Genomic DNA, 22,813 nt, shown 5'->3' with positions numbered 1-22,813 from the left:
TGGTCAGTTGCTCTTGGGATCGAGGGCGTCGCGCAGCCCGTCACCGAGCAGGTTGAAGGCGAGCACGGTGATGAAGATCGCCAGACCGGGGACCACCATGTACTGGGGGTCCACCTGGTAGTACCGGATCGCGTCCTGGAGCATCCCGCCCCAGGAGGCCTGCGGGGGCTGGATGCCGACGCCGAGGAAGCTCAGCCCGGCCTCGAAGAGGATGTTGGTCGGGATCAGCAGGGTCGAGTAGACCAGGATCGGACCGACCAGGTTGGGCAGCAGTTCCTTGAACAGGATGAACGGGCCGCGCGCCCCCAGGCTGCGGGCCGCGTGGACGAACTCCCGCTCGCGCAGCGAGAGCGTCTGGCCGCGCACGATCCGGCCCATGTAGGGCCAGTTGAAGAAGCCGATCACGAAGATCAGCACCAGCATGTGCAGCGGCAGGCCGTGCAGGCCGAACGCCCCGCCCTGGAGCGAGGTGGAGATCGCGATGGCGAAGAGCAGCAGCGGGAACGCGAGGAAGACGTCCATCACCCGGCTGATCAGGGTGTCCACCCAGCCGCCGTAGTAGCCGGCCATGATGCCGAGCACGGTGCCGATGGTGTTGGACAGCAGGGTCGCGCCGAAGGCGACCAGCAGGGAGACCCAGGAACCCTCGATGACGCGGGTGAGCAGGTCACGACCCTGGAGCGGGTCGATGCCGAGCGGGTGTTCCCAGCTCATGCCACCCCAGTCGCCGAACGGCAGCCCACCGAGGTCGGCGTCCAGCAGGTCCTGGTGGAGGGCGTCCGGGTCGAGCCCGAACAGCGACTCGATCGGCTTGGCCAGCACGGCGAGCACGATCAGCAGGATCACCACGACGCCGCCGGCGACGGCGGCCTTGTCCCGCTTGAAGCGGGTCCAGGCGATCTGGCCGAGGGAGCGGCCCTCGATCTTCTTGGCCGGGCTCGCGGCGGCGGGTGCCTCCGGTTCGTTCCCGGCGGTGGTCACGGATGCGGTCATGGTCAGTTGGTCCCCTCGCCGACGGTGGCCGGCCCACGGGTGCCGGTCGCCGGCTTCGGCGGTGCGGCTGCGGACGTGCGGAGGTGCTTAGGAGGAGCGGGTGTCGAGGCAGTGCGTCGTGCACAGGCACTGTCTCCACGCGGGATGGGCGTCGCGTGGGCGGGCTGTCGGCGTGCGCGCTCACCTTTGTGGGGCTCCAGTACGCGCAGTGCGTTGCGCAGAACTCTCTGCCATCCGAACTGGCTTACGCCAGCCCTGACAACCGACAGATGCCCAACTGTGATCTGTGTGCATGCACCTCCCGGATCTTCGGCATATACCTCTTCACATGGCTGTAGCCGCCATGTCAAGATGACCGGGTCGCACGTCCGGAAATTCGTCCGGAAAGCATCGAAGCCGACTTGACGGACAATCAAGTCGGCTTCGGAGGATGGGTTCTGGGAATCAGCGCCCAGGGTAGCCGGGCCATGGCCGCTGCGGCTGCTGCTGCTGCCAGCCCTGCACCGGCGGCTGGGTGCCGTACGCGTAGCCCGGCATCGACTGCCCGGGGTACGGCGGCGGGGGCACCGGCGGGTACGGGCCGGTCGGCGGGCGGCCCGCCTCCCGGTCGAAGAACGGCCGCGCGTTGGCGCGCATCCACAGCGCCACCGGGTCGTACTCGTCCGACATCGCCACCGTGGACACCGCGAGCCCCTCCGGGGCCACCGCGATCGCGCGCTGCATCAGAGCCCGCACCGCCTCCACCACCGGCGGAGAACTCTCGTACAAGTCAAGGCCGATGGCCAGGTACGGCTCCCCCACCGCGGGCTGCACCCAGGCCCGGCGCAACGCCCGCACCGCCCGCACCTCGCCGGCCTGCCGCTCCAGCAGCGCGAAGAACGGCTGGGCGTTCAGCTGCGGCTCGCTCAGCTTCAACGGCCCGGCCGGCAGCCGCTCCAGGCCCGCGGCGATCCGCCGCAGGTCCGCCCAGGGCACTCCGACGCCGCCGCCGGGCGCGTGCGGGTTGAGCCACAGGCCCCAGCGGGTGCGGTACAGCGAAGCCGCGATCTCCCGGCCGGAGATGACCTCGTGGGCCCGCGCCCAGCCGGAGGCGGTCAGCTGCTCGGACGAGGTGACGGCCGGCGCGTAGCCGTGGCCGCTGATCTCCATGTTCCCGTACTGTGCGTCCGGGCTGCCCGGCGTGCCGTGCCACAGCAGCATCCAGACCTGGCCGTCCGCCAGCGCGTGCAGCAGCCGCTCGTACGCGTCGTAGCGCTCCGGCGCAACGTCGCGCAGGGCGCGCTCCAACGCGCCGGGATCAGCCCCCGGGCGCCCGGCCGGTGCCTGGCCCCAGGGCCCCGGCCCACCGCCCGCTCCCGTTCCCGCACTCATGCGCCCACCTCGCCGCGCCTCTTTCCCTCAACCCGCCGGCCCGTCGGCCGTCTGCACGCACCCTATGGCGCGGCACCGGCCACCGCCACGGCGACGTGCCTTTGATACGAACCCCGCTCAAACCCTCGTGTAGAAGGGCATCACCCGGGTGAGCAGCCACTCGACCACCGGGTCGTCGGCGAGGTCGAGCAGTACGAGGTGGACGCCTCCGGGCAGCGGCGCGGTTCCCAGCGCTCGCCCGAGTGCCTCGTTCACCGCAGCCGGATCGGCCGGTGCCGCGGGGTCCAACTGGACGCCCACGAACATCACGGTCGGCTCGCCCTCGACGCTGGCCAGCGCCCTGCGGGCGGTCAGCACCCCGGGCAGCACCGACAGTTCGATCCGGCAGGCGGCCAGGAAGTGCTCCGGGTCCTCGCCCGGCACCGGCTCGCGCAGCGCCACCCGCCCGCCGGTCGGCTCCGAAGCGTCGGCAGCGGCCTCCCAGCGGTCCTCGCGCGGACCGCGGCGCAGCTCGGCGACCCCCTGCGGCGGCACCGGGATGCCCACCGCCGCCTCCGGGTTCACCGCGATGCCCAGGCCCAGCGGCAGCCCGCGGGCGAACTCCCGGACCGGCGCGATCACGAAGGCCATCCCCGGCGCCTGCTGGAGGAACACCTCCTGCGAGGAGAACACCGGCACGTACAGGTCGCCGCCCAGCTCGATGGTCGGCAAGTCCAGCGACTGCCCCTGCGGGTCGGCCCCGGCCGGCAGCGGCACCCACACCTGACTGCGGGCCAGCACCTCGATCACCCGCGGCGTCGCGCCCGGGTCGCCCAGGGCCGCGGTCAGCACCTGCTCAAGCTCGTTGGCCGGCCAGGAGCCGCCCGCCGGCGCCTCCTCCGGTCCGCCCCACCCCTGCTGCTGCTCCACCGGGTACCCCATGCGCCGCCGATTCCGCCCTCTGCCGTTCGGCCGCCCTCTGCTGTGCCGACGCGCAGCAGTCTAGAGGCGTGCGGGAGGTGAGGTTAGGGCTCGTGTTCGGGTGCCGGGCGGTGTGACCGGGTCCCCCCTCCCCTCGCCGTCCCGGACGTGCCATGATGTGCCCGTCCGACGGCATGCGCCGCGGGCCCCCACAACTCCATACCGGCCGCTCGAACCCGCGCGGGAGAGCCCGGAGTGCCGCTCAGGCACAGCCGGCGCCGAAGGAGCAAGTCCTCCCCGGAATCTCTCAGGCACCCCTACCGCACGGGTTAGGCACATCTGGAAAGCGGCGCCCGGCCCTGTCGTGCGCCCACCCACGGTGCAAGCCGCCATGCTGTCCCCCAAGCTGGAAACAGCTGTGGGCAGGTGGGCGGTGAAGCTCTCAGGTTCGACGACAGATGGGGAGACCCACGCCGCCGCATGCCCGCGCGCAGGGTCGGCCCCGAGCGGGTCCGGTCCCGGCGCGTGCACCCCTGAGTGCCCCGACCGAGGAGTTCCTGGCCATGTCGTCCCTCCGCCTGACCGCGCTCGACGCGCTGCACCGCGCCCTCGGCGCGACCATGACCGACTTCGCCGGCTGGGACATGCCGCTGCGCTACGGCAGCGAGCGCGAGGAGCACCTCGCCGTCCGCACCAAGGCCGGTCTGTTCGACCTCTCACACATGGGCGAGATCACCGTCACCGGCCCGCAGGCCGGCGAGATGCTGGACCACGCGCTGGTCGGCTTCGTCTCCGCGCTGGGCGTGCTGCGCGCCCGCTACACCATGATCTGCGCCGAGGACGGCGGCATCCTGGACGACCTGATCGTCTACCGCCTGCGCGAGGACGCCTTCCTGGTCGTCGCCAACGCCTCCAACGCCCAGCTGGTCCTCGACGAGCTGATCGCCCGCGCCAAGGGCTTCGACGCCGTCGTCACCGACGACCGCGACACCTACGCGCTGATCGCCGTCCAGGGCCCGGAGGCCACCGGCATCCTGGCGAAGACCACCGACGCCGACCTGCCCGGCCTGAAGTACTACGCGATCCTCCCGGCCCAGGTGGCCGGCCGCAACGTGCTGCTCGCCCGCACCGGCTACACCGGCGAGGACGGCTTCGAGATCTTCTGCCACCCGGCCGACGCCGAGCCGGTCTGGCAGGCGCTGACCGCCGCCGGCGAGGGCCACGGCCTGGTCCCGTGCGGCCTGTCCTGCCGCGACACGCTGCGCCTGGAGGCCGGCATGCCGCTGTACGGGCACGAGCTGTCCACCGACCTCACCCCGTTCGACGCCGGCCTGGGCCGGGTCGTCCGCTTCGACAAGACCACCAACGAGGGCGCCTTCGTCGGCCGCAAGGCGCTGGAGCAGGCCGCCGCCGCGGCCGAGACCAACCCGCCGAAGGTGCTGGTCGGCCTGGTCTCCGAGGGCAAGCGGGTGCCGCGCGCCGAGTACACCGTGGTCTCCACCGAGGGCGAGCCGATCGGCCGGATCACCTCCGGCGCGCCGTCCCCGACCCTGGGCAAGCCGATCGCGATCGCCTACGTCGACGCCGCCAACGCCGCCCCCGGCACCACCGTGGCGGTGGACGTGCGCGGCAAGCACGAGCCCGTCCAGGTCGTCGCGCTGCCGTTCTACAAGCGCGCCCGCTGAGGCCTCCCGGGCCCGCCTTTCCCCCGTACCCGCACGTCGCAGCCGTCCGAGTGACGGCCCGCTTCGCCGTGCCCGCTTCCCATCCTGGAGAATGACGCCATGAGCAACCCCCAGCACCTGCAGTACACCAAGGAGCACGAGTGGCTGACCGCCGCCGAGGACGGTGTCTCCACGGTCGGCATCACCAAGCACGCCGCCGACGCCCTCGGTGACATCGTCTACGTGCAGCTGCCCGAGGTCGGCGACACCGTGACCGCCGGCGAGACCTGCGGCGAGCTGGAGTCCACCAAGTCGGTCAGCGACCTGTACTCCCCGGTGACCGGCGAGATCACCGAGGTCAACCAGGACGTCCTGGACGACAACGCCCTGGTCAACAGCGCCCCGTTCGAGGGCGGCTGGCTGTTCAAGGTGCGCGTCGAGGCCACCGACGAGCTGCTCAGCGCCGACGAGTACGACAAGCTCACCCACTCGGCCTGAGCCCCGCGGGGGCGGCCGCAGCACCACGGCCGCCCCGCTCCTCCACGGCCCACCCGTCACCACCACCACCCTTCCAAGGGCGCGCTTCGCGCGGCACCCCCGCCTCTCCTCCCCGGGAAGACCACACCATGACGGTTCTGAACCAGTCCCTGCACGCCCTCGACCCGGAGATCGCCGCCGCGGTCGACGCCGAGCTGCACCGCCAGCAGACCACCCTGGAGATGATCGCCTCCGAGAACTTCGCCCCGGTGGCGGTCATGGAGGCCCAGGGCTCGGTGCTCACCAACAAGTACGCGGAGGGCTACCCCGGCCGCCGCTACTACGGTGGCTGCGAGCACGTCGACGTGGTCGAGCAGATCGCGATCGACCGCATCAAGGCCCTGTTCGGCGCCGAGCACGCCAACGTCCAGCCGCACTCCGGCGCGCAGGCCAACGCCGCCGCGATGTTCGCGCTGATCCAGCCGGGCGACACCATCCTGGGCCTGAGCCTGGCCCACGGCGGTCACCTGACCCACGGCATGAAGATCAACTTCTCCGGCAAGCTCTACAACGTGGCCGCGTACCACGTGGACGACAAGACCGGCCAGGTCGACATGGCCGAGGTCGAGCGCCTCGCCAAGGAGCACCAGCCGAAGCTGATCATCGCCGGCTGGTCGGCCTACCCGCGCCAGCTGGACTTCGCCGAGTTCCGCCGGATCGCCGACGAGGTCGGCGCCCTGCTCATGGTGGACATGGCGCACTTCGCCGGCCTGGTGGCCGCCGGGCTGCACCCGAACCCGGTGCCCTACGCGGACGTGGTCACCACCACCACCCACAAGACCCTGGGCGGCCCGCGCGGCGGCGTCATCCTGTCCAAGGCCGAGTACGCCAAGAAGATCAACTCCGCGGTCTTCCCCGGCCAGCAGGGCGGCCCGCTGGAGCACGTGATCGCCGGCAAGGCGGTCGCCTTCAAGATCGCGGCCTCGGAGGAGTTCAAGGAGCGCCAGCAGCGCACCCTGGAGGGTGCCCGCATCCTCGCCGAGCGCCTGCTCCAGGCGGACGTGGCCGAGGCCGGCGCCACCGTGCTCTCCGGCGGCACCGACGTCCACCTGGTCCTGGTCGACCTGCGCAACAGCCAGCTCGACGGCCAGCAGGCCGAGGACCGGCTGCACGAGGTCGGCATCACGGTCAACCGCAACGCCGTCCCGAACGACCCGCGCCCGCCGATGGTCACCTCCGGCCTGCGCATCGGCACCCCGGCCCTGGCCACCCGCGGCTTCCGGGCCGAGGACTTCCGCGAGGTCGCCGACGTCATCGCCGAGGCGCTCAAGCCCGCCTTCGACGAGACCGTCGCCGCCGCACTGAAGGCCCGGGTCACCGCCCTGGCCGAGAAGTACCCGCTGTACCCGAACCTGGCCAACCAGGAGTAGTCCGGCTCGGTCGGGCTCATCGGATCAGGTGACCGGCCTCACCCCGCCGACGCACCTGGGATCCCGGGGCACCGCGCACACTGGACAGTGCGTGCGGTGCCCCGTCCCGTGTCAGCCCTCCCTGCCAGCAAGTCCTTCCACGAGACCAGACAAGGACGTCCACCCGTGGCCATCAGCGTCTTCGACCTCTTCTCCATCGGCATCGGCCCGTCGAGCTCCCACACCGTGGGCCCGATGCGCGCCGCCCGGATGTTCGCCCGCCGACTGCGCTCCGAAGGCCTGCTGGACGGGGTGACGGGCGTGCGCGCCGAGCTGTACGGCTCGCTCGGCGCCACCGGCCACGGCCACGGCACCCCGAAGGCCGTCCTGCTGGGCCTGGAGAACCACTCGCCCCGCACCGTCGACGTCGACCAGGCCGACAAGGACGTCGAGCGGATCACCGCCGAGAAGCGGATCAGCCTGCTCGGCGAGCACACCATCGACTTCGACCCGGACACCCAGCTGGTCCTGCACCGCCGCCGGTCGCTGCCGTACCACGCCAACGGCATGACCCTGTGGGCGTACGCGGCGGACGGCTCGACCCTGCTGGAGAAGACCTACTACTCGGTCGGCGGCGGCTTCGTGGTGGACGAGGACGCGATCGGCGCGGACCGGGTCAAGCCCGACGACACCGCGCTGCGCTACCCCTTCCGCACCGGCGAGGAGCTGCTGCGGCTCACCCGGGAGACCGGGCTGTCCATCTCCGGCCTGATGCTGGAGAACGAGAAGGCCTGGCGCAGCGAGGAGGAGATCCGGACCGGCCTGCTGGAGATCTGGTCCGTGATGCAGGAGTGCGTGCGGGCCGGCATGACCCGCGAGGGCATCCTGCCGGGCGGCCTGAAGGTCCGCCGCCGGGCCGCCGCGGCGGCCCGGACGCTGCGCGCCGAGGGGATCGGCCCGGCCAACGCGATGGAGTGGGTGACCCTCTACGCGATGGCGGTCAACGAGGAGAACGCCTCCGGCCGCCGGGTGGTCACCGCGCCGACCAACGGCGCCGCCGGGATCATCCCGGCCGTCCTCCACTACTACCTGAACTTCATCCCGGGCGCCGACGAGGACGGCATCGTCCGCTTCCTGCTCGCGGCCGGCGCCATCGGCATGCTCTTCAAGGAGAACGCCTCCATCTCCGGCGCCGAGGTCGGCTGCCAGGGAGAGGTCGGCTCCGCCTGCTCGATGGCCGCGGGCGGCCTCGCCGAGGTCCTCGGCGGCACCCCCGAGCAGGTCGAGAACGCCGCCGAGATCGGCATCGAGCACAACCTCGGCCTCACCTGCGACCCGGTCGGCGGCCTGGTCCAGATCCCCTGCATCGAGCGCAACGGCATGGCCTCGGTCAAGGCCGTCACCGCGGCCCGGATGGCGCTGCGCGGCGACGGACGGCACCACGTCTCGCTGGACAAGGCGATCAAGACGATGAAGGAGACCGGGGCCGACATGAAGATCAAGTACAAGGAGACCTCGCGCGGCGGCCTCGCCGTGAACGTCATCGAGTGCTGATCACGACGCGCTGAAGGCCCCCGGGCGGTCTCCCGCTCCGCCCGGGGGCCTTCGCACGTCCGGTACGCCTCAGGCCCCCGCCTCCACCCGGGGCCCGACCGGAGCTCCCGTCCCGACCGGGTCCGGGGCCCGGCTCGGGCGGGCCAGGCAGGCGACCGCCGTGGCCATTGCCGCCAGCAGCACGCCGCCCGCGACCGTGCCGTGCAGGCCGCCCGTGACCGCGACCCCGACGGCATCGCGGACCTCGGCCGGGAGCCCGGCGAACGCGGACGGGGTCAGACCGCCGCCACCGGTGAGGCGGCCGGCCTCGGCGGACCCCAGACGCTCCCCGAGCGAGCTCGCGAGCCGCGCCGTGTAGACCGCACCGAGGACGGCCATCCCGAGCGAGCCGCCGATGCTGCGGAGCAGGGTGACCACGCCCATCGCGGCGCCCATGTCCTGGCGAGGGACGGCGCCCATCGAGGTCAGCATGGTGCTCTGCATCACCAGGCCGAGGCCGATCCCGGCGACGGCGGTGAGGGCGGAGGCCAGGGCGATCGGGGTGTCGGTGCGCAGGAACAGCAGCAGCGCGGAGCCGGCCAGGGTCAGCGCCCCGCCCAGCAACGGGTAGCGCCGCTCGCCGCCCGGTCGGCCCATCAGCCGCGCCGTCACCAGCTGGGTGCCCATCATGCCGAGCATCAGCGGCAGCAGGAGCAGCCCGCCGACCGTGGGCGAGGCACCCCGGACCAGCTGCAGGTACTGCGGCAGGTAGCCGACCAGGGCGATCATCACCGCGCCGGCCAGGAAGCCCAGCACCTGGGCGACCGTGAAGTTGCGGCTTCGGAACAGCGCGGGCGGGATCAGCGGCCCGGGGGCGCGCAGCTCGGTCCGGGCGAACCAGCCGAGCGCGATCACCGCGACGGCCGCCGCGCCGAGGAGCTGCGGGGATGTCCAGGAGTAGGTGACGCCGCCCCAGCTGCCCACCAGGGTGAGCGCGAGGATGCCGGTGGTCAGCAGGGCGACCCCGGCCCAGTCGAAGGGCGCCCGGACCCGTTCCGTCCGCAGCCGCACCCCCGTCCCCACCGCGAGCAGTGCCAGCAGGCCTACCGGCACGTTGACGTAGAAGGCCCAACGCCAGCTGAGGCGTTCGGTGAGGAAGCCGCCGAGCAGCGGTCCGCCGACGAAGGCGATCGGCATCAGCACGCCGATCACCGACTGCACCCGGGCCCGGTCGTCGGCCGGGACGAGCACCCCGATCACCGAGAGCGCGCCGACCATCAGCCCGCCCGCGCCGATCCCCTGGAGGCCCCGGAAGGCGATCAGCTGCCCCATGTCCTGGGCGAGTCCGGAGAGCACCGAGCCGACCAGGAACAGCACCACCGCCCACTGGTAGGCACCCTTGCGGCCGTACAGGTCGCCGAGCCGGCCCCAGAGCAGAGTGGCGGCGGCGGACGTCAGCAGGTAGGCGGTGACGGCCCAGGAGAGGTGCTCCAGTCCGCCGAGGTCGCCGACGACGGTCGGCAGCGCGGTGCCGATGATCTGGCCGTCGAGGGCCGAGAGGAAGATGCCGAGCATCAGCCCGATCACGCCGAGCAGCGGCGGCCTGGGCCGTTCCTCCTCGGCCGGTTCCGTGGTCATGGTGTCCGCCCCTCCCCCGGCTCAGGCCGCGAACGGGCGCGCCTGCCGGGCGTCCCGCAACGCCTGTGCCCACCAGGCGAGCTGGTCGAGCATGGTCTTGGCGGCGGCGTCGGCGGCCGGGTCGATCGCCTTGCCGTCGGTGTCGAAGCACTGTGCGGCGCCGTGGAAGCTGACCGTGTTGCGGATCGTCGCGGCGTTCAGCTCCGCCATCACCACCCGGAGCTGCTCGACGGCCCGCAGGCCCCCGGACAGGCCGCCGTACGAGACGAAGCCGACCGGCTTGCCGTGCCACTGCCGGTTGTGCCAGTCGATGGCGTTCTTCAGCGGGGCCGGGAAGCTGTGGTTGTACTCGGGCGTGACGAACACGAAGGCGTCGGCCGCCTCCAGCCGGGGCGACACCGCGGCCAGCAACTCGGCGTCACCCGGGGGCAGTTCGCCACCGAAGGACGGGAAGGTGGTGGGCAGCGGGGTCTCCACCAGGTCGATCCGGTCGGCGGTCAGATCGCCGCGGGCCTCCAGGTGGCCGAGCAGCCAGTCGGTGACCACCGGACCGAAGCGGCCTTCGCGGGTGCTGCCGACGAGGACGGCGACCTTCAGGTTCTGCGCCGCGGGCTTCTGCTCCGTGGACTTCCGCTCCGTGGCCTTCTGCTCCGTGGCCTTCTGTTCCGTGGACATGGGAATCCCCCTCCGGGACGGCTGCTGTGTACGGCGTATCCGTTGCGAATACAACGTACACATCGACGCGTACGCCGTCCACTACCGATACGCCGTACACGGCAGCTGCTAGGCTGCGAAGCACCCCAGCCGGAAGGAGCCCGCCCCGTGCCCGCTCAGCAGGCCCCCACCGGGGACACCCCCGCAGGCGACGACAAGCCCCAGATCTCGCTCTGGGAGCGCCTGGACCGCCCGGCCCCCACGCCGCGCACCACCCTGACCCCGCACCGGATCGCCGAGGCCGCGGTCGCCATCGCGGACGCCGAGGGCCTGGACGCCGTCACGATGCGCCGCCTGGCCGTCGAGCTCGGCGTCGCCCCGATGGCCGCCTACCGGTACGTCTCCGGCAAGGACGAACTCATCGAGCTGATGGTCGACCACGTGTACGGCCAACTCCCGCTGGACGCAACCTCCGAGGGCTGGCGGGACACCATGCGCGCCCTGGCCGTCCACCTGCGCGCGATGAACCTGGCCCACCCGTGGACCGTCCGGACGGCCACCCCGTTCTCCCTCAGCCCCAACCAACTGGCCGTCCCCGAGCGCGCGTTCGCCGCCCTGGCCGAACACGGCCTGGACGCCGACACCACCATGGCGGTGTTCCGCACCGTCACCGGCTACGTCCACGGCTCGGTCGCCGCCGAGGTCACCCTGGAGACCCTCCGCCGCGAGCGCGGCTGGTCCGACGGCGACCAGACCCGGGCCGGCCTCGCCCCCCGGATGAGCTGGCTGATGAGCACCGGCCGCTACCCCAGCTACCAGCGTTACCTCCACGAGGCCACCCGCAAGGACGACCCCGACTGGCAGTTCGCAACCGGCCTCGACTGCGTCCTCGACGGCATCGCCGCCCACTTCGCCCTCTGACCGGCACGCCTGCGCGGGAAGTCGGCCGGCCCGACTTCCCGCGCAGCGGCAGCCAGCGGGATCGTCACCCGGCCGCCCGCTCGCCCGCGACGACCAGGCGGTACCCGTAGTCGATGCTCTCCAGGTCGAGCAGGTCGGCGTACCGCCGGTGCCACTTCCCCGCGGCGAGATCGGCCCGCAGTCGCTCGATCGCCGGCTCCACCACCTCCGGCGGCAGCGTCGCGAAGGTCGAACTGGCCTGCCGGACAGTCCCGTCGAGGTAGCACTCCGGCCGCCGCCAGTAGGCGGCCTGGTAGCCGTCGGTGAAGTCGTGCGGGATGGGGAACGGCAGCACGGTGTGTGCGTCCAGGGCCTCCACCACCTCGGCGAGCGGGGTGAAGCGGCTGTCCTCCAGCTCCCGGATCTCCGGCAGGTAGTCCTCCAGCAGCCACAGTTGCGGCCGGTGCGCCGGATCCCAGGTGAACACCACCTGCCGCCGCGCGACGCGCCGCAGCTCGGCGAGCCCCTGCCGCAGGTCCGGCCAGTGGTGGACGGTCAGCACGGCCATCGCCGCGTCGAAGGCGCCGTCCTCGAAGGGGAGTTGCGAGGCCGAGGCCTTGACCTTCCGCCGCCCCGGGTGCTGGTCGAGCATGACCTCCGACGGATCGACGGCCGTCACCTCGGCCTCCTCCGGCTCGTACGACCCGGCCCCCGCCCCCACGTTGACCACCGTGCGCACACCCCGCAGCGCGGACCCGATCAGCGCGTGCAGCCGCGGGTCCGGCCGCCGGACCCGCCGGTATCCGACGCCGATCCGGTCGTACGCCACCGGCCCACTCTCTTTCCCCAGGTGTCCCATCCGCCCAGCCCAGCAAAGGGGGCCGCCGACGGCAACCGGTTCGCCCGATCGCACAGGAAGTCGGCCGGGCCGACTTCCTGTGCAGCGGTGCGCAGTTACCGCCGACCGGGCAGCGCCAGGAAGGCCAGCCCTCCGGCGAGGACGGCGAGGCCGCACCAGGAGACGGCGGGCAGGCGCTCGCCCAGGGCCGCGACGCCGAGCACCGCCGCGACAGCCGGCTCGGCGAGGGTCAGCGTGGTGGCCGCCTGGGCGGTGGTGTGCCGCAGGCCGCGGCCGAACAGCCAATACGCGAGGAAGGTCGTGACCACCGCGAGGTGCAGCACCACGCCCGCCCCGCGCACCGTGGCGAGCCAGTGCAGGTCACCGGCGAGCAGCACCGGCAGGACGATCAGCGCCCCGCCGCCGAACATCGCCCCCATCACCCCGCCCGAGGGGTGCCCGTGCGAGATCAGCCGCCCGCCGATCAGCGAGTAGACGGCGTACGAGAGCCCGGAGAGTGCCGCCAGCAGCACCCCCAGCGGGTCCACTGCCCCACCGCCACCGGCGAGTTCGGGGCCCAGCACCAGGACAGCGCAGCCGAGCACGGCCAGTGCCGTCGCCCCGGCCCACCGCCCGCCGGGCCGCCCCTGCCGGGCGAGCCAGCCGAGCAGCCCGGTGAACACCGGGGCGCTGCCGAGCGCGATCACGGTGGCCACCGCCACCCCGGTCCGGTTCACCGCCGGGTAGAAGGTCAGGGGGTAGCCCGTCACCGCGACCGCGCCGGCCGCGAGCAGCCACCGCTCGCGCGACGCGCAGTGCCGGGGCAGGGTACGGGCGGTGTGGTCGGACAGGAACAGCAGCAGCCCGCCGAGCACCAGCCCGGCGGCTCCGATCCCGGCCGCGGGGGCGCCGCCGGGGGCCAGCGAACTGGCCGTCCCGGTGGTGCCCCAGAGCGCGGCGGCGATCAGGATCGGCACCGCACCACCGCGCGAACGGGGGCGGCGAGGAGCCGTGGGCAGAGAACGGGCAGGCGAGGACAAACGATGAGGCACAGTCGTGAACTTCCGTCGTCGAAGACCGTCAGAGGGGTTTCGAGAACGGGCGCACGCCGTCAACCCTCGGCGGCCGTCATCGGGCCGAGCCGGGGGCGCAGGGGATCAAGCCACCGAAGCGCGCGCCCGATCAGGCGCTGAGCGGTGGCAGAACGACGTGCCAGTACAGGTTCACGCGTCGATGGTACCGACCGGCCTGCACGAGAAGTCGGCCGGTCCGACTTCTCATGCGACCGCCTCGGGGTGACGGTCCGGGCGCAGGCGCCCCACCTGCCTCCGGGAGGCCGTCCCGCCCCTGCCGGGGGCGCGTTGCCTCTCGCGTGCACCCACTGACGGCCTGGTCCACGGCTTCCGGCCGTAGCGGACCGTTGATCGACCCCTACGCTGAGTGTCGGCCCATTGGCTCACCGGAAGGACCCGCTCATGCGACGCTCCCGCCTCGTGCTGTCCCTGGCCTTGGCCGTCGTGGTCGCCTCCGGCCTGGTCGCCGTCGATGTCGTGCAGGAGGAGCCGTACCTGTCCGTGAGCCTGCCGGTGCTCCGCGATCCGGAGGCCCAGCAGCTGCTCCACCGCATGACGGATCCGGTGCAGGACTGGGTGGAGTCCGGGGAGCCGGCGGCGGCCGGCTACGCCGGGACCGTGATCGACGCGTCGAACCAGCGCGCCGACATCTACTGGAAGGGCGAGGCCCCGGCCACGGTCCGCTCCCTGCTCGACGCGAACGCCCGGCCCGGCTACACCGTCGACGTCCACCGGAGCCCGTACTCCCGAGCGGAGATGCGCGCCGCGATCGACCGGTTCACCGCCGCCGTGGCGCGCGACGCCTGGACGTCGATCGGCCCGCAGGAGGACGGTGCCGCCATCGCGATCACGTACGCGCCGGCGAAGGCGAAGCAACTGACCGGCGGTGACGCGGACGCGCAGGCGTACTCCTCGCAGGCCGCCGAGATCGCCGGGATGCCGGTGACGGCCGGCGTCGAGGGAACACCGGTGGCACTGTCCGGCAGCCGGCACTCCGACAGCTCGCCGTACTACGCGGGCGCCGAGGTGAGCACCGGAAAGGCGTCGTTCTGCTCGACGGCGTTCAGCGGCTGGAAGGGCGGGACGAAGGTGGTGCTGACCGCTGCGCACTGCGGCGGCGGCCGGTACTACAACGGCACCGGCAGCTACATCGGCGACCTGTCCTCGGTCGGCGACGGCCTGGACGTCGGCATGATCGCGATCAACGGGAACGGCGGCGGCCGGTTCTACGACCGCGCCTGGTCGGACAAGGGCGGCTCGTCCCGGCACACGTACGGGGCCGGGCGGAACAACGTCGGGGACCTCGTCTGCCTCAGCGGCGCCCAGTCGGGCTGGAAGTGCGACGTACAGATCAAGCGGGTGGACGTGGAGACGACGAACGACGAGGGCACGAAGATCAAGCCGGTGGACGTCGCGGAGTCGAAGGGCGGCGACCGCCGGGCGATCGCCGCGAAGGGGGACAGCGGCGGCCCGGCACTGGCGAACCCGTCCGGCCCGAACGGCGACATGGAGGCCCGCGGCGTGATCGTGGCCGCCAGGTCGGAGGTCGGCTGCCCGGCCGGGTCGACGGCGCACCCGACGACCTGCTACTCGCAGGTGATGTACGTGCCGATGACGCCAGTGGTGAACCAGATGGGCTTCTCGATCTCCTGACCCGGGCCGTCATCGACGCGCCCCGAGGCGCGAGAAGTCGGCCCACCCGACTTCTCGCGTGGTCGGCGGGTCGGCCTCAGTCACCGGGCCGCGCGGTCACCTTGTCATCGAGCAGGGAGCGGGCGAACACCACGTCCGCCGCGAACTCCTCATCCGGCCCGATCACTACCCCGCGCAGCAGGAGCGGGCGCAGGAAGTCGGCGGGGTCGACTTCCTGCGCAAGCCCCTCAGCCTCTGACCTGGTCGACCGGCGCGAGGCAGGCCTGCAGCGCGGTCCTGCCTTCCGCGGACAGCCGCTCGCCCAACGGAGTCTTCCGCGGGCTGTGCTCGCCGTCGCAGATCCAGCTCTGCTCGTCGGCGTCGAACGACCACGCCTCGGCGCCCCACATCGGGTGGCCTTCAAGCAGGCGCCTGGCCAGCGGCTCGCACCCGTCGGGGGCGCCCTGGGCCCTCAGCGCCGCCACCACCAGGTCCACCGCTTCCGGAGGGGCCCCGGCATCGCCCAGTACGGGCAGGAGAAGCAGGATCCGGGCATGGGGATCGGTGACTCCGTCGGCCCCGTCGGGCGCGTGGAGCACTGCCGCGAGTTCGGGCCAGCACAGGCCCGGACCGATCCGGTCCTGGTCGTCGCTGGCCAGCACCAGGGAGTCGAACCACGCCGAGTGCGTCAGGAAGTAGTCGGTGCTCGTGAACTCCTCGCCGCTGTTGTAGTGCACGACGATCGCGAAGTCGCCGGTGAGACGCACGGTGAAGACGGGCCACGCCGCCTTGTCGTGAAGCCGCTCCAGCATGGCGCCGGCGTCGGCCGGGTCCGCGCCGAGGTCCTCCGGCGAGAGGCCCTCGTACAGGTCGGCGAGGTGCGCGGCCCAGAACCCCGGCTCGCCGATCAGGGGAAGACCGTCCACCACGGGAGCCGACGAGTACCAGTGCCGCGCCATCACCATGCCGCGATTCTCGCTCACGGTGGTCCGCGGTGTTCGACCGCTCCGGCCTGTTCCCGGAGGGTGGGATGATCTTGCCGACAGTTCCGTGCGAGGAGGCGAAGTGGACGACCGCTCGAAGCATGACCACTCCGGATGGGAGGAGGTCGTACTCGCGGCCCGCGAGCGTGCCCGCACTCGGCAGGCCCTCATGGTCGAACGCTTCGGACTGTCGGGTGACGTGCAGTACCACTGGTCGATGGACGACGCGCAGATCGCGTGGTCGCGCGACGGGAAGGTGTTCCTCACCGGCCGGCTCACGATGATCGGCAGCGTCAGCCGCCCCCAGCGGTCCTGGCTGTGGTCCTGGGCGAACGAGTCACTGCCGCACCCGGTCCTGGGTGACATCGAGCGGGTCCGGCGGTTCGGCGAGGAGAACGACCACCCCGTCCTGCCCTGGCCTGGCTTCGACTACCACCCGGAGCTCGTCGCCGAGGCTCGACTGGTCGCGGCATCCGTGCTCGACGCCGAGTTGCTGTGGGCGGAGTCCACGGGTGACGTGGAACTCCACTTCCTGGTCCACGACTTGACACTCACCGCCGGATGACGACGGCGGACGTCTGGCAGACGCCGAGGGTCAGCCGCGCGGGTTCTCGGACGTGGGCGGCGTACTGGGCGTCGGGCACGGCCACGACTCCGCAGGACCGGCGCCCTTCCGGCTTCGGGCAGAGCCGGTGTTGCACGGCGGGGTAGCGTTGTTGACGAACTGTCATATCAGCGCGAGGGAGGCGAGGTCCACAGTGGCCAAGGTGCGAGTTCTGGTGACGGCGGGGATCGTGCTCACCCTTGCCGGCGCGGCGGGGTGCTCCGGGGGCGGTTCATCGAGCGGTGGCGGTTCGTCGAACCCGGTCGTGCCGACCGCGACGATATCCGTAGGTCCGGAGCACAAGACGGCCTCGACAGATCTCCGGCTGCCGACGCTCATACCGACGCCCACCCCGGCCATCCCGAGCGTGGATCCGTCCATCGTCCTCGGAAGCGCCCTCAAGGCGTATCTGCCCACCGCGGAAACCGTCCCGTCGGGCTGGGCCCTCAACACCAAGTTCGGCTCCACCCACGAGTCGGACAGCGGAGCGCAGGTCCTCTCCGGCACCACGGCGCTGGGGCCCACGGCGCCGTGCGACGTCATGCGCAACATGACCGTCCTGGACGGCGAGGCCGCATACGCCAGCCAGCAGTTGGAGTCCACCGACGGCAATGAGTACGCCGCCCTGGTGACCGTGGCCTCCTTCCGCACCGGGCAGGCAGCGAAGCAGCTGGCCACCATCAGGGATTTCGCGGCGCGCTGCCCGTCGTTCGTCAACAAGCGCGTGGGCACCGGCGGCAGTGATGTGGAAACACGCCTCGTCGCCAAGCCGCTGAACGGCCTGGGCGACGAGGCGCTGGACTTCAAGATGCTCCCGCAGGGGGGCTACCTGGGCAACGAGACGGTCCTCGTCCGCATCGGCGATCGAGTTCTGAACCTCCGGTGCGGCGCCGACAAATACGGCGACTTCCCTGACACGGCAGCGCTGGCGCGGGAACTGGCCAAGCTCGTCAAGTAATCAGCCGTGCGGGTTGGCCGGTGAGGGGAGGGCGAGTTCGCACCAGACGGTCTTGCCGATGTAGCCCTCGCCGCACGGGTGGGCACCCCAGGAGGCGGCAAGGGCGGCGACGAGTTCGAGGCCTCGGCCGGACTCGTCGTCGGGGGTGACGTTGCGGAGATTGGGGAGGTCGGAGTTCGCGTCGGAGACCTCGATGCGGAGCAGGAAGGGGGTGGGGACCTTCGCCCCCGAAGCTCAAGCGGCACCGGTCGAGTGACCCCTTAATGGAACGGGTGGTAACCACCTTCCAACCACCCCTACACGCAGCAGATATGACTTATCGTTACGACTACGCCACAGCTGGTTGTCCCGTGTAGCGTGCGAACCAACGAAACAACCCCCGCCGGTGCTACCAACACCGAACGGGGGTCTGACCGGCACGATCGAAGAGGGTTCGATCCTGTGGCTACCCACGACAATACCGCCATGGCCGCCCCCGGGTACGGCAAGCAGTCCGCTCCGGACCAACGCCCCCGCGCCGCCGCCGACTTCACCCACCTCCCGGCGCGCGAGGCCTACCTCGCCTCGCTCATCGACCACCTCCCCGACGGTGCCGCCATGGACGCGAAGACCCTCGCCGTCCTCCAGCCCCACTACGGGCAGATGGCCTGCCGCACGGCCCTCAACAAGCTCTCCGCCGCAGGCCACCTGCGTCGCGTCCGCGAACGCGTCGGCGACAAGCAGTGCCGCTGGGTGTTCCGCACCTACTTCTCCCGCACGCCCCGCTCCGACGCCTGGTGGGCTCGCTTCCTCGCCACCGGGGAGGCGTCAACGCCCGCAGCGCCCGATCCCCCCAAGGAGCGAACGCTCAACCACACCTCCCCCACCTCGGCCGCCTACGCGGCCCTCGCCGGACTCGGCCTCACCGACCCCCGTCTCGCGCTCTCCGCCGCCGACTGCGCAGCGCTCGAACCGCTGGCCGCCGAGTGGCTGGCCCGGGGCACCTCCCCGGCCCTCTTCACCGCCGCCCTCACCGCCGGCCTACCGCCGGACGGCGTCCACAGCCCGGCAGCCTTCACCCGCCGCCGCCTGCTCGACAAGATGCCCCCGGAGCGCCCGCTCCCCCAGCCCCAACCCCGACCCCAGCCGGCCCGCATCATCGAGTGCACCGACTGCCGCACCCCCTGCCGTCCGCCCGCGCTCCTCGGCGGCCTCTGCCGCGCCTGCCGCGACACTCCCGCGACCCCGCCGCCCCGCCGACGCCTCTCCCCCACCGCCGTCCGCGCACACGCCGCCCGAGCCCGCCAAGCCATGGCCACATCGCCGTGATCATGAATATTCACAGGCGAGGTCGTTAACCTATGCAAAATCCAAAGGTGAACTAGGTTACAAACCTTGAAATCAAAGCCGCCCGGTTTGCCCACATGCTGAGATCCGTGCGATAGTCGAGGAAGTCCAGAGGCGGGCGACACAGCGCGCCGACCTGGGCGAAAACTTCGGCGGGCCCGACCTGGCACTGCCGACGCCCATCGCGCGGCACGCACCCCCTTGGCCGGCGCGATGACTTGCAGGGGCCCCCATCCGCCGGACCACGGCGAATCCGGGGGCCCCGCGTGTTTTCCGCAGGAAGCACGCAGGGCACAAGAAACCTCAGGGCCGCTCGCGCACCTTCAGCTCGAACCAGACACCCTTGCCCCGCGGCAGCAGGTCCGCGCCCCAGCGGTCGGCGAGGTCGTCGACGATCTTCAGCCCCCGCCCGCGCTCGTTCACCGGCCGGGCCTCGGCGAGGATCATGCAGGGCAGCGCCCGGGAGGAGTCGCGGACCTCGATCCGCAGCCAGCCGGGCTTGCGGCTGACGTGCAGGCCGATGGTGCGACCGCCCGCGTGCCGCACCGCGTTGGCCACCAGCTCGCCGGTGAGCAGTTCCCCGGCCTCCAGGTGCTGGTGGAGATCCCAGGACTCCAGGACGGAGAGCACCAGTCTGCGGGCCACCGGGCCCGACTCCGGCCGGGACGGCAGCCGCACCTCGCTGGGCGCCGACTGGTCGCACAGTCTGCCGGAGTACAGCTCCTCCAACTCCTCGGAGGTGAGCCGCTCCAGCGCCGAGAGCCCGCCGCCCTGGACGTCGATCCAGGACACCTCGGCCACCGCGCCGGCCCCGGGAACCGATGACTGATCTGTTTCGCCCCAACCCGCCATGCGGACCATCATTGCGGAACGCAAGCAGCCGCGTACGGACAATGAGCAAACGATCTCCGCGATTCGGCATATGCCGGAAGCAAGACGGGGTCGACCCGGGCCGACTTCCGTCAAGCCCGGGTTGACCCCGCTCCCCCTCAGCAGCCGGTTACCAGTTGCTCCACGGCACGTTCCAGCCGCTCAGCCCGTTCGCCGGGTCGAGCGTCTCCTTCTTGGTCGAGTTCTTCACGATCATCACGTCGCCGATCAGCGAGCCGTCGTAGAACTTGCCCATCGAGGTGCCGGCGCCGCCGCCCTCGACGTCCTTGAGGCCCACGCAGCCGTGGCTGACGTTGTCCTCGCCGAAGGTGCTGCTCTTGCTCCAGTAGTTGCCGTGCACGTACGTGCCGGAGTCGGTGAGCCGCATCGAGTGCGGGACCTGGAGGTCGTACGGCGCGCCGGTCATGCCGGGCATGGTGCTGGACTGCATCCGCACCACGCCCTCCTTGGACATGACCACCATCGTCCCGTTCCAGGTGGGGTGTTCGGGCGAGCCGGCGCTGATGTCGATGTCGCTGGACGTGCCGTCCTGTACGACCGTCATCTTGTGTGCGGCAACGTCAACCGTCGAAATCTGGGACCGCCCGATCGTGAAGGGCTCGTCCCGGTCCCCGCCGTACACCCCGGGGGCGATCTCCACGCTCTTGAGCCGGTAGTGCACGACCACCTTGGTGCCGGGCTTCCAGTACTGCTCCGGACGGAAGTCGAGCCGACGGCTGTCGAACCAGTGGCCCTTGACCACGGTGCCGTTGTCGGTCTCGAAGCTGATGCCCTTGGCGACCTCGTCCTTGTTCTTGACGTCCTTGCTGAAGTTCACCGAGACGATCATGCCGACGCCGTAGGTGGCGTTGTTGTCCACGTTGTCGGCGGCCTTGGCGAGCGCCGTCGGGGTCAGCGTGCTGAAGTTGCTGTCCACCGTGGCGACCGCGCCGTCGGCGTCCGCGGCCATCGCGCTGACCTGGTAGGCGGTACCCACCTCAAGGCCGGCCGTGGGCGTCCAGGAGGAGCCGTCGGCGGAGATCGTGCCGGGGACCTCCTTGCCGGCCTTGTCGTTCACCTTGACGGTGGTGAGCTTGCCCCCGGTCGCGCCGATCTTGAGCGCGTTCGGCGCCACGTCCACCGAGCCGGCCTTGGGCTCGATGCTGACGGCGGCCTTGGAGACCTTCGGCACCGTGTTGATGGGAGCCGCCGCCGTGGGCTTGGCACCGGCCGCGCCGGCCCCCAGGTCGGCCTTGGCGGCACTGCCGCCGCCCCCACCGCTCCCGCCGCAGGCGGCCGTCAGCGTCATCGCCCCGCCGACCAGGCCGGCGGCCACCACCCTGCGTATCGACCTCAACGTCGATTCCCTCCCTCAGAAAATCCGAGAAACTCCCCGTGGACCCGACGGACCCGACCGGTATACGCACCCGGCCACCGGAAAGGTTGCGCCATTCGTGGGGCCTGTTGCCCCGGAAACCGCGGCGGCCCGCCCCCAACGGGTGAGGATCGGGCCGCACGACGGAGGACTCACCGCAGGGCCCGGAGTACCCGGGCCGACCGCGGGGTAGGGCCTACCAGTTGGCCCAGTCCACGTTCCAGCCGCCCAGCCCGTTGGAGGGCGCGACGGTCTTCTCCTTGGTGTTCACGATCTTGATCGGGTCACCGATCATCGAGTCGTTGAAGAACTTGCCGGCCACCGAGGAGTCGCTGCCGCCCTTCACGTCCTGCATCGACACGCAGCCGTGGCTGGCGTTGGTCTTGCCGAACGGGCTGGCCCAGTAGTTGCCGTGCACGAAGGTGCCGGAGGTGGTCAGCCGCATCGCGTGCGGGACGTCCTGGATGTCGTACTCGCCGCCGAGACCGACGGTCTGCGAGTTCATCCGGGTGACCTTCTCCTTGGACATGACCACCATCGTCCCGCCCCAGGACGGCGTGGCGTCCGCGCCGAGGGTGACCGGCAGCGTGGTGCTCTTGCCGTCCCGCTCGACGGTCATCTGGTGCGACTTGGCGTCCGCGGTGGAGATCATCGACCGGCCGATGGTGAACGGCTCGTCCTTGTCCACGTCGCCGTAGATGCCCGGGGCGACCTCGACGTTCTTCAGCCGGTACTTGATGGTCACCTTGGTGCCCGGCGCCCAGTACTGCTCCGGACGGAAGTCCACCCGGCGGTCGCCGAACCAGTGGCCCTTGACCACGGTGCCGTTGCTGGACTCGATGGTGATGCCCTTGACGACGGCTTCCTTGTTCTTGACGTCCTTGTTGAAGTTCACCGAGACGATCATGCCGACGCCGTAGGTGGCACCGTCGCTGATGTTGTCGTTGGTGGAGATCTTCTTCTCCGGCGTCAGCGTGGTGAACGAGGTGGTGGACGCGGCCACCAGGCCCTCGCCGTCCTTGGCCTGCGCGTTCACCTTGTACGCCATGCCGACCGCGAGCGCCCCCGCGGGCTTCCAGCCGGTGCCGTCCGGGGTGATCGCACCCTCGACCGGCTTGCCGTCCTTGTCGGTCACCTCGACCGTGCTCAGCTTGCCGTTGGAGACGGACACCTGGAGCCCGTTCGGCGCGACGTCCTGGGCGCCGTCCTTCGGCTCGACGGCGAGCACCGCCGCCGAGGTCTTCGGCGTCGCCGAGCCGCCCGCGTCCGCCGCCGGCGCGGAAGCCGCGTTGCCGCCCCCCGAACCGCCGGAACCGCCGCCCTTGTCGTCGTTGCAGGCCGCGGTGAGCAGCAGCACCCCACCCATGACCAGCGCCATCGCACTCCTGCGCCCGTAGCGGTTGGCGGTGCGTATCGCTGCGCCGGCCGTCGTACCCGTCTTCACGGTTTCTCCCCTCCCGGTATCCACTCACTTGACGCGTTGAGTGCCCCCATGAGTTGCACCGTCCGGCCGATCTTTCCGGCCGGACCCCGGACGCGCCGGAGCAGGATAACTAAGCCTCCCGAGTGAAACCTGAGAGGAGTCAGGTTGACGGCAGGTGAAGAAGCCGTAAAG

General features: G+C 71.5%; 20 protein-coding genes and 1 riboswitch. Of the genes, 9 read left to right on the top strand and 11 right to left on the bottom strand.

Annotated elements, in window-relative coordinates:
* Positions 1-3: 3 nt before the first annotated feature.
* From AB0O11_RS07540 to AB0O11_RS07530, 3 genes are all read right to left on the bottom strand, one after another.
* A complete protein-coding gene (locus AB0O11_RS07540) occupies positions 4-993 on the bottom strand; it encodes an ABC transporter permease (RefSeq protein WP_363382858.1) in 990 nt (329 codons plus the stop codon).
* Between the two features lie 444 nt (positions 994-1,437).
* Complete coding sequence (locus AB0O11_RS07535) at positions 1,438-2,364, bottom strand: enhanced serine sensitivity protein SseB C-terminal domain-containing protein (protein ID WP_363382856.1); 927 nt, start codon at positions 2,362-2,364, stop codon at positions 1,438-1,440.
* Positions 2,365-2,481: 117 nt separating this feature from the next.
* Positions 2,482-3,285, bottom strand: coding sequence for an enhanced serine sensitivity protein SseB C-terminal domain-containing protein (locus AB0O11_RS07530; RefSeq protein ID WP_363382853.1), 804 nt, complete (start codon positions 3,283-3,285; stop codon positions 2,482-2,484).
* A gap of 210 nt (positions 3,286-3,495) precedes the next feature.
* Positions 3,496-3,597: riboswitch (glycine riboswitch) on the top strand.
* A gap of 230 nt (positions 3,598-3,827) precedes the next feature.
* Between AB0O11_RS07530 and gcvT the strand changes: the two genes are divergently transcribed.
* From gcvT to AB0O11_RS07510, 4 genes are all read left to right on the top strand, one after another.
* A complete protein-coding gene (gcvT, locus tag AB0O11_RS07525; protein WP_363382850.1) occupies positions 3,828-4,949 on the top strand; it encodes a glycine cleavage system aminomethyltransferase GcvT in 1,122 nt (373 codons plus the stop codon).
* A 99-nt stretch (positions 4,950-5,048) separates the two neighbouring features.
* Entirely contained in the window at positions 5,049-5,426 is a 378-nt protein-coding gene (gene gcvH / locus AB0O11_RS07520) for a glycine cleavage system protein GcvH (protein ID WP_363382848.1), read from the top strand.
* Between the two features lie 128 nt (positions 5,427-5,554).
* Entirely contained in the window at positions 5,555-6,835 is a 1,281-nt protein-coding gene (gene glyA / locus AB0O11_RS07515) for a serine hydroxymethyltransferase (protein ID WP_224280956.1), read from the top strand.
* Between the two features lie 165 nt (positions 6,836-7,000).
* Positions 7,001-8,368, top strand: coding sequence for an L-serine ammonia-lyase (locus AB0O11_RS07510; RefSeq protein ID WP_363382844.1), 1,368 nt, complete (start codon positions 7,001-7,003; stop codon positions 8,366-8,368).
* A 69-nt stretch (positions 8,369-8,437) separates the two neighbouring features.
* Here the strand turns inward: AB0O11_RS07510 and AB0O11_RS07505 are convergent, their stop codons facing one another.
* Complete coding sequence (locus AB0O11_RS07505) at positions 8,438-9,985, bottom strand: MDR family MFS transporter (protein ID WP_363382841.1); 1,548 nt, start codon at positions 9,983-9,985, stop codon at positions 8,438-8,440.
* Positions 9,986-10,006: 21 nt separating this feature from the next.
* A complete protein-coding gene (locus AB0O11_RS07500) occupies positions 10,007-10,660 on the bottom strand; it encodes an NAD(P)H-dependent oxidoreductase (protein ID WP_363382838.1) in 654 nt (217 codons plus the stop codon).
* 147 nt (positions 10,661-10,807) lie between these two features.
* Here AB0O11_RS07500 and AB0O11_RS07495 point away from each other — a divergent pair, with 147 nt between their 5' ends.
* Entirely contained in the window at positions 10,808-11,560 is a 753-nt protein-coding gene (locus AB0O11_RS07495; RefSeq protein WP_363382835.1) for a TetR/AcrR family transcriptional regulator, read from the top strand.
* Between the two features lie 64 nt (positions 11,561-11,624).
* On the opposite strand, the gene AB0O11_RS07490 is transcribed toward AB0O11_RS07495, so the two are convergent.
* Positions 11,625-12,398: a class I SAM-dependent methyltransferase gene (locus AB0O11_RS07490; RefSeq protein ID WP_363382833.1), complete on the bottom strand. Its 774-nt coding sequence runs from the start codon at positions 12,396-12,398 to the stop codon at positions 11,625-11,627.
* Positions 12,399-12,493: 95 nt separating this feature from the next.
* On the bottom strand, positions 12,494-13,354 hold the full coding sequence (locus tag AB0O11_RS07485) for an EamA family transporter (RefSeq protein WP_363382830.1): 861 nt from the start codon (positions 13,352-13,354) through the stop codon (positions 12,494-12,496).
* Positions 13,355-13,852: 498 nt separating this feature from the next.
* Here AB0O11_RS07485 and AB0O11_RS07480 point away from each other — a divergent pair, with 498 nt between their 5' ends.
* Complete coding sequence (locus tag AB0O11_RS07480) at positions 13,853-15,103, top strand: hypothetical protein (RefSeq protein ID WP_363382827.1); 1,251 nt, start codon at positions 13,853-13,855, stop codon at positions 15,101-15,103.
* Between the two features lie 227 nt (positions 15,104-15,330).
* Here AB0O11_RS07480 and AB0O11_RS07475 read toward each other — a convergent pair whose 3' ends face one another.
* Positions 15,331-16,065, bottom strand: coding sequence for a hypothetical protein (locus tag AB0O11_RS07475; RefSeq protein WP_363382824.1), 735 nt, complete (start codon positions 16,063-16,065; stop codon positions 15,331-15,333).
* A gap of 82 nt (positions 16,066-16,147) precedes the next feature.
* On the opposite strand from AB0O11_RS07475, the gene AB0O11_RS07470 reads away from it, so the two are divergent.
* From AB0O11_RS07470 to AB0O11_RS07460, 3 genes are all read left to right on the top strand, one after another.
* Positions 16,148-16,630, top strand: a complete 483-nt coding sequence (locus tag AB0O11_RS07470; protein ID WP_363382822.1) for a DUF6882 domain-containing protein — start codon at positions 16,148-16,150, stop codon at positions 16,628-16,630.
* 202 nt (positions 16,631-16,832) lie between these two features.
* On the top strand, positions 16,833-17,627 hold the full coding sequence (locus AB0O11_RS07465; RefSeq protein ID WP_363382819.1) for a hypothetical protein: 795 nt from the start codon (positions 16,833-16,835) through the stop codon (positions 17,625-17,627).
* A gap of 465 nt (positions 17,628-18,092) precedes the next feature.
* The gene (locus tag AB0O11_RS07460; protein WP_363382816.1) at positions 18,093-18,935 is read left to right on the top strand and encodes a hypothetical protein; all 843 of its coding nucleotides are present in this window, start codon (positions 18,093-18,095) and stop codon (positions 18,933-18,935) included.
* Between the two features lie 321 nt (positions 18,936-19,256).
* On the opposite strand, the gene AB0O11_RS07455 is transcribed toward AB0O11_RS07460, so the two are convergent.
* The 3 genes from AB0O11_RS07455 to AB0O11_RS07445 form a co-directional block, all read right to left on the bottom strand.
* Complete coding sequence (locus AB0O11_RS07455; protein WP_363382814.1) at positions 19,257-19,745, bottom strand: ATP-binding protein; 489 nt, start codon at positions 19,743-19,745, stop codon at positions 19,257-19,259.
* Between the two features lie 208 nt (positions 19,746-19,953).
* Positions 19,954-21,180 carry an Ig-like domain-containing protein gene (locus tag AB0O11_RS07450; RefSeq protein WP_363382811.1) on the bottom strand — a complete coding sequence of 409 codons (1,227 nt, stop codon included), beginning with the start codon at positions 21,178-21,180 and terminating at the stop codon, positions 19,954-19,956.
* Between the two features lie 214 nt (positions 21,181-21,394).
* The gene (locus tag AB0O11_RS07445; RefSeq protein WP_363382810.1) at positions 21,395-22,642 is read right to left on the bottom strand and encodes an Ig-like domain-containing protein; all 1,248 of its coding nucleotides are present in this window, start codon (positions 22,640-22,642) and stop codon (positions 21,395-21,397) included.
* Positions 22,643-22,813 lie beyond the last annotated feature (171 nt).

Source organism: Kitasatospora sp. NPDC093102 (assembly GCF_040683915.1).
GTDB lineage: Bacteria > Actinomycetota > Actinomycetes > Streptomycetales > Streptomycetaceae > Kitasatospora.
The sequence above is the reverse complement of the archived record's forward strand: the minus strand, read 5'-3'. Positions and strand labels throughout refer to the sequence as shown.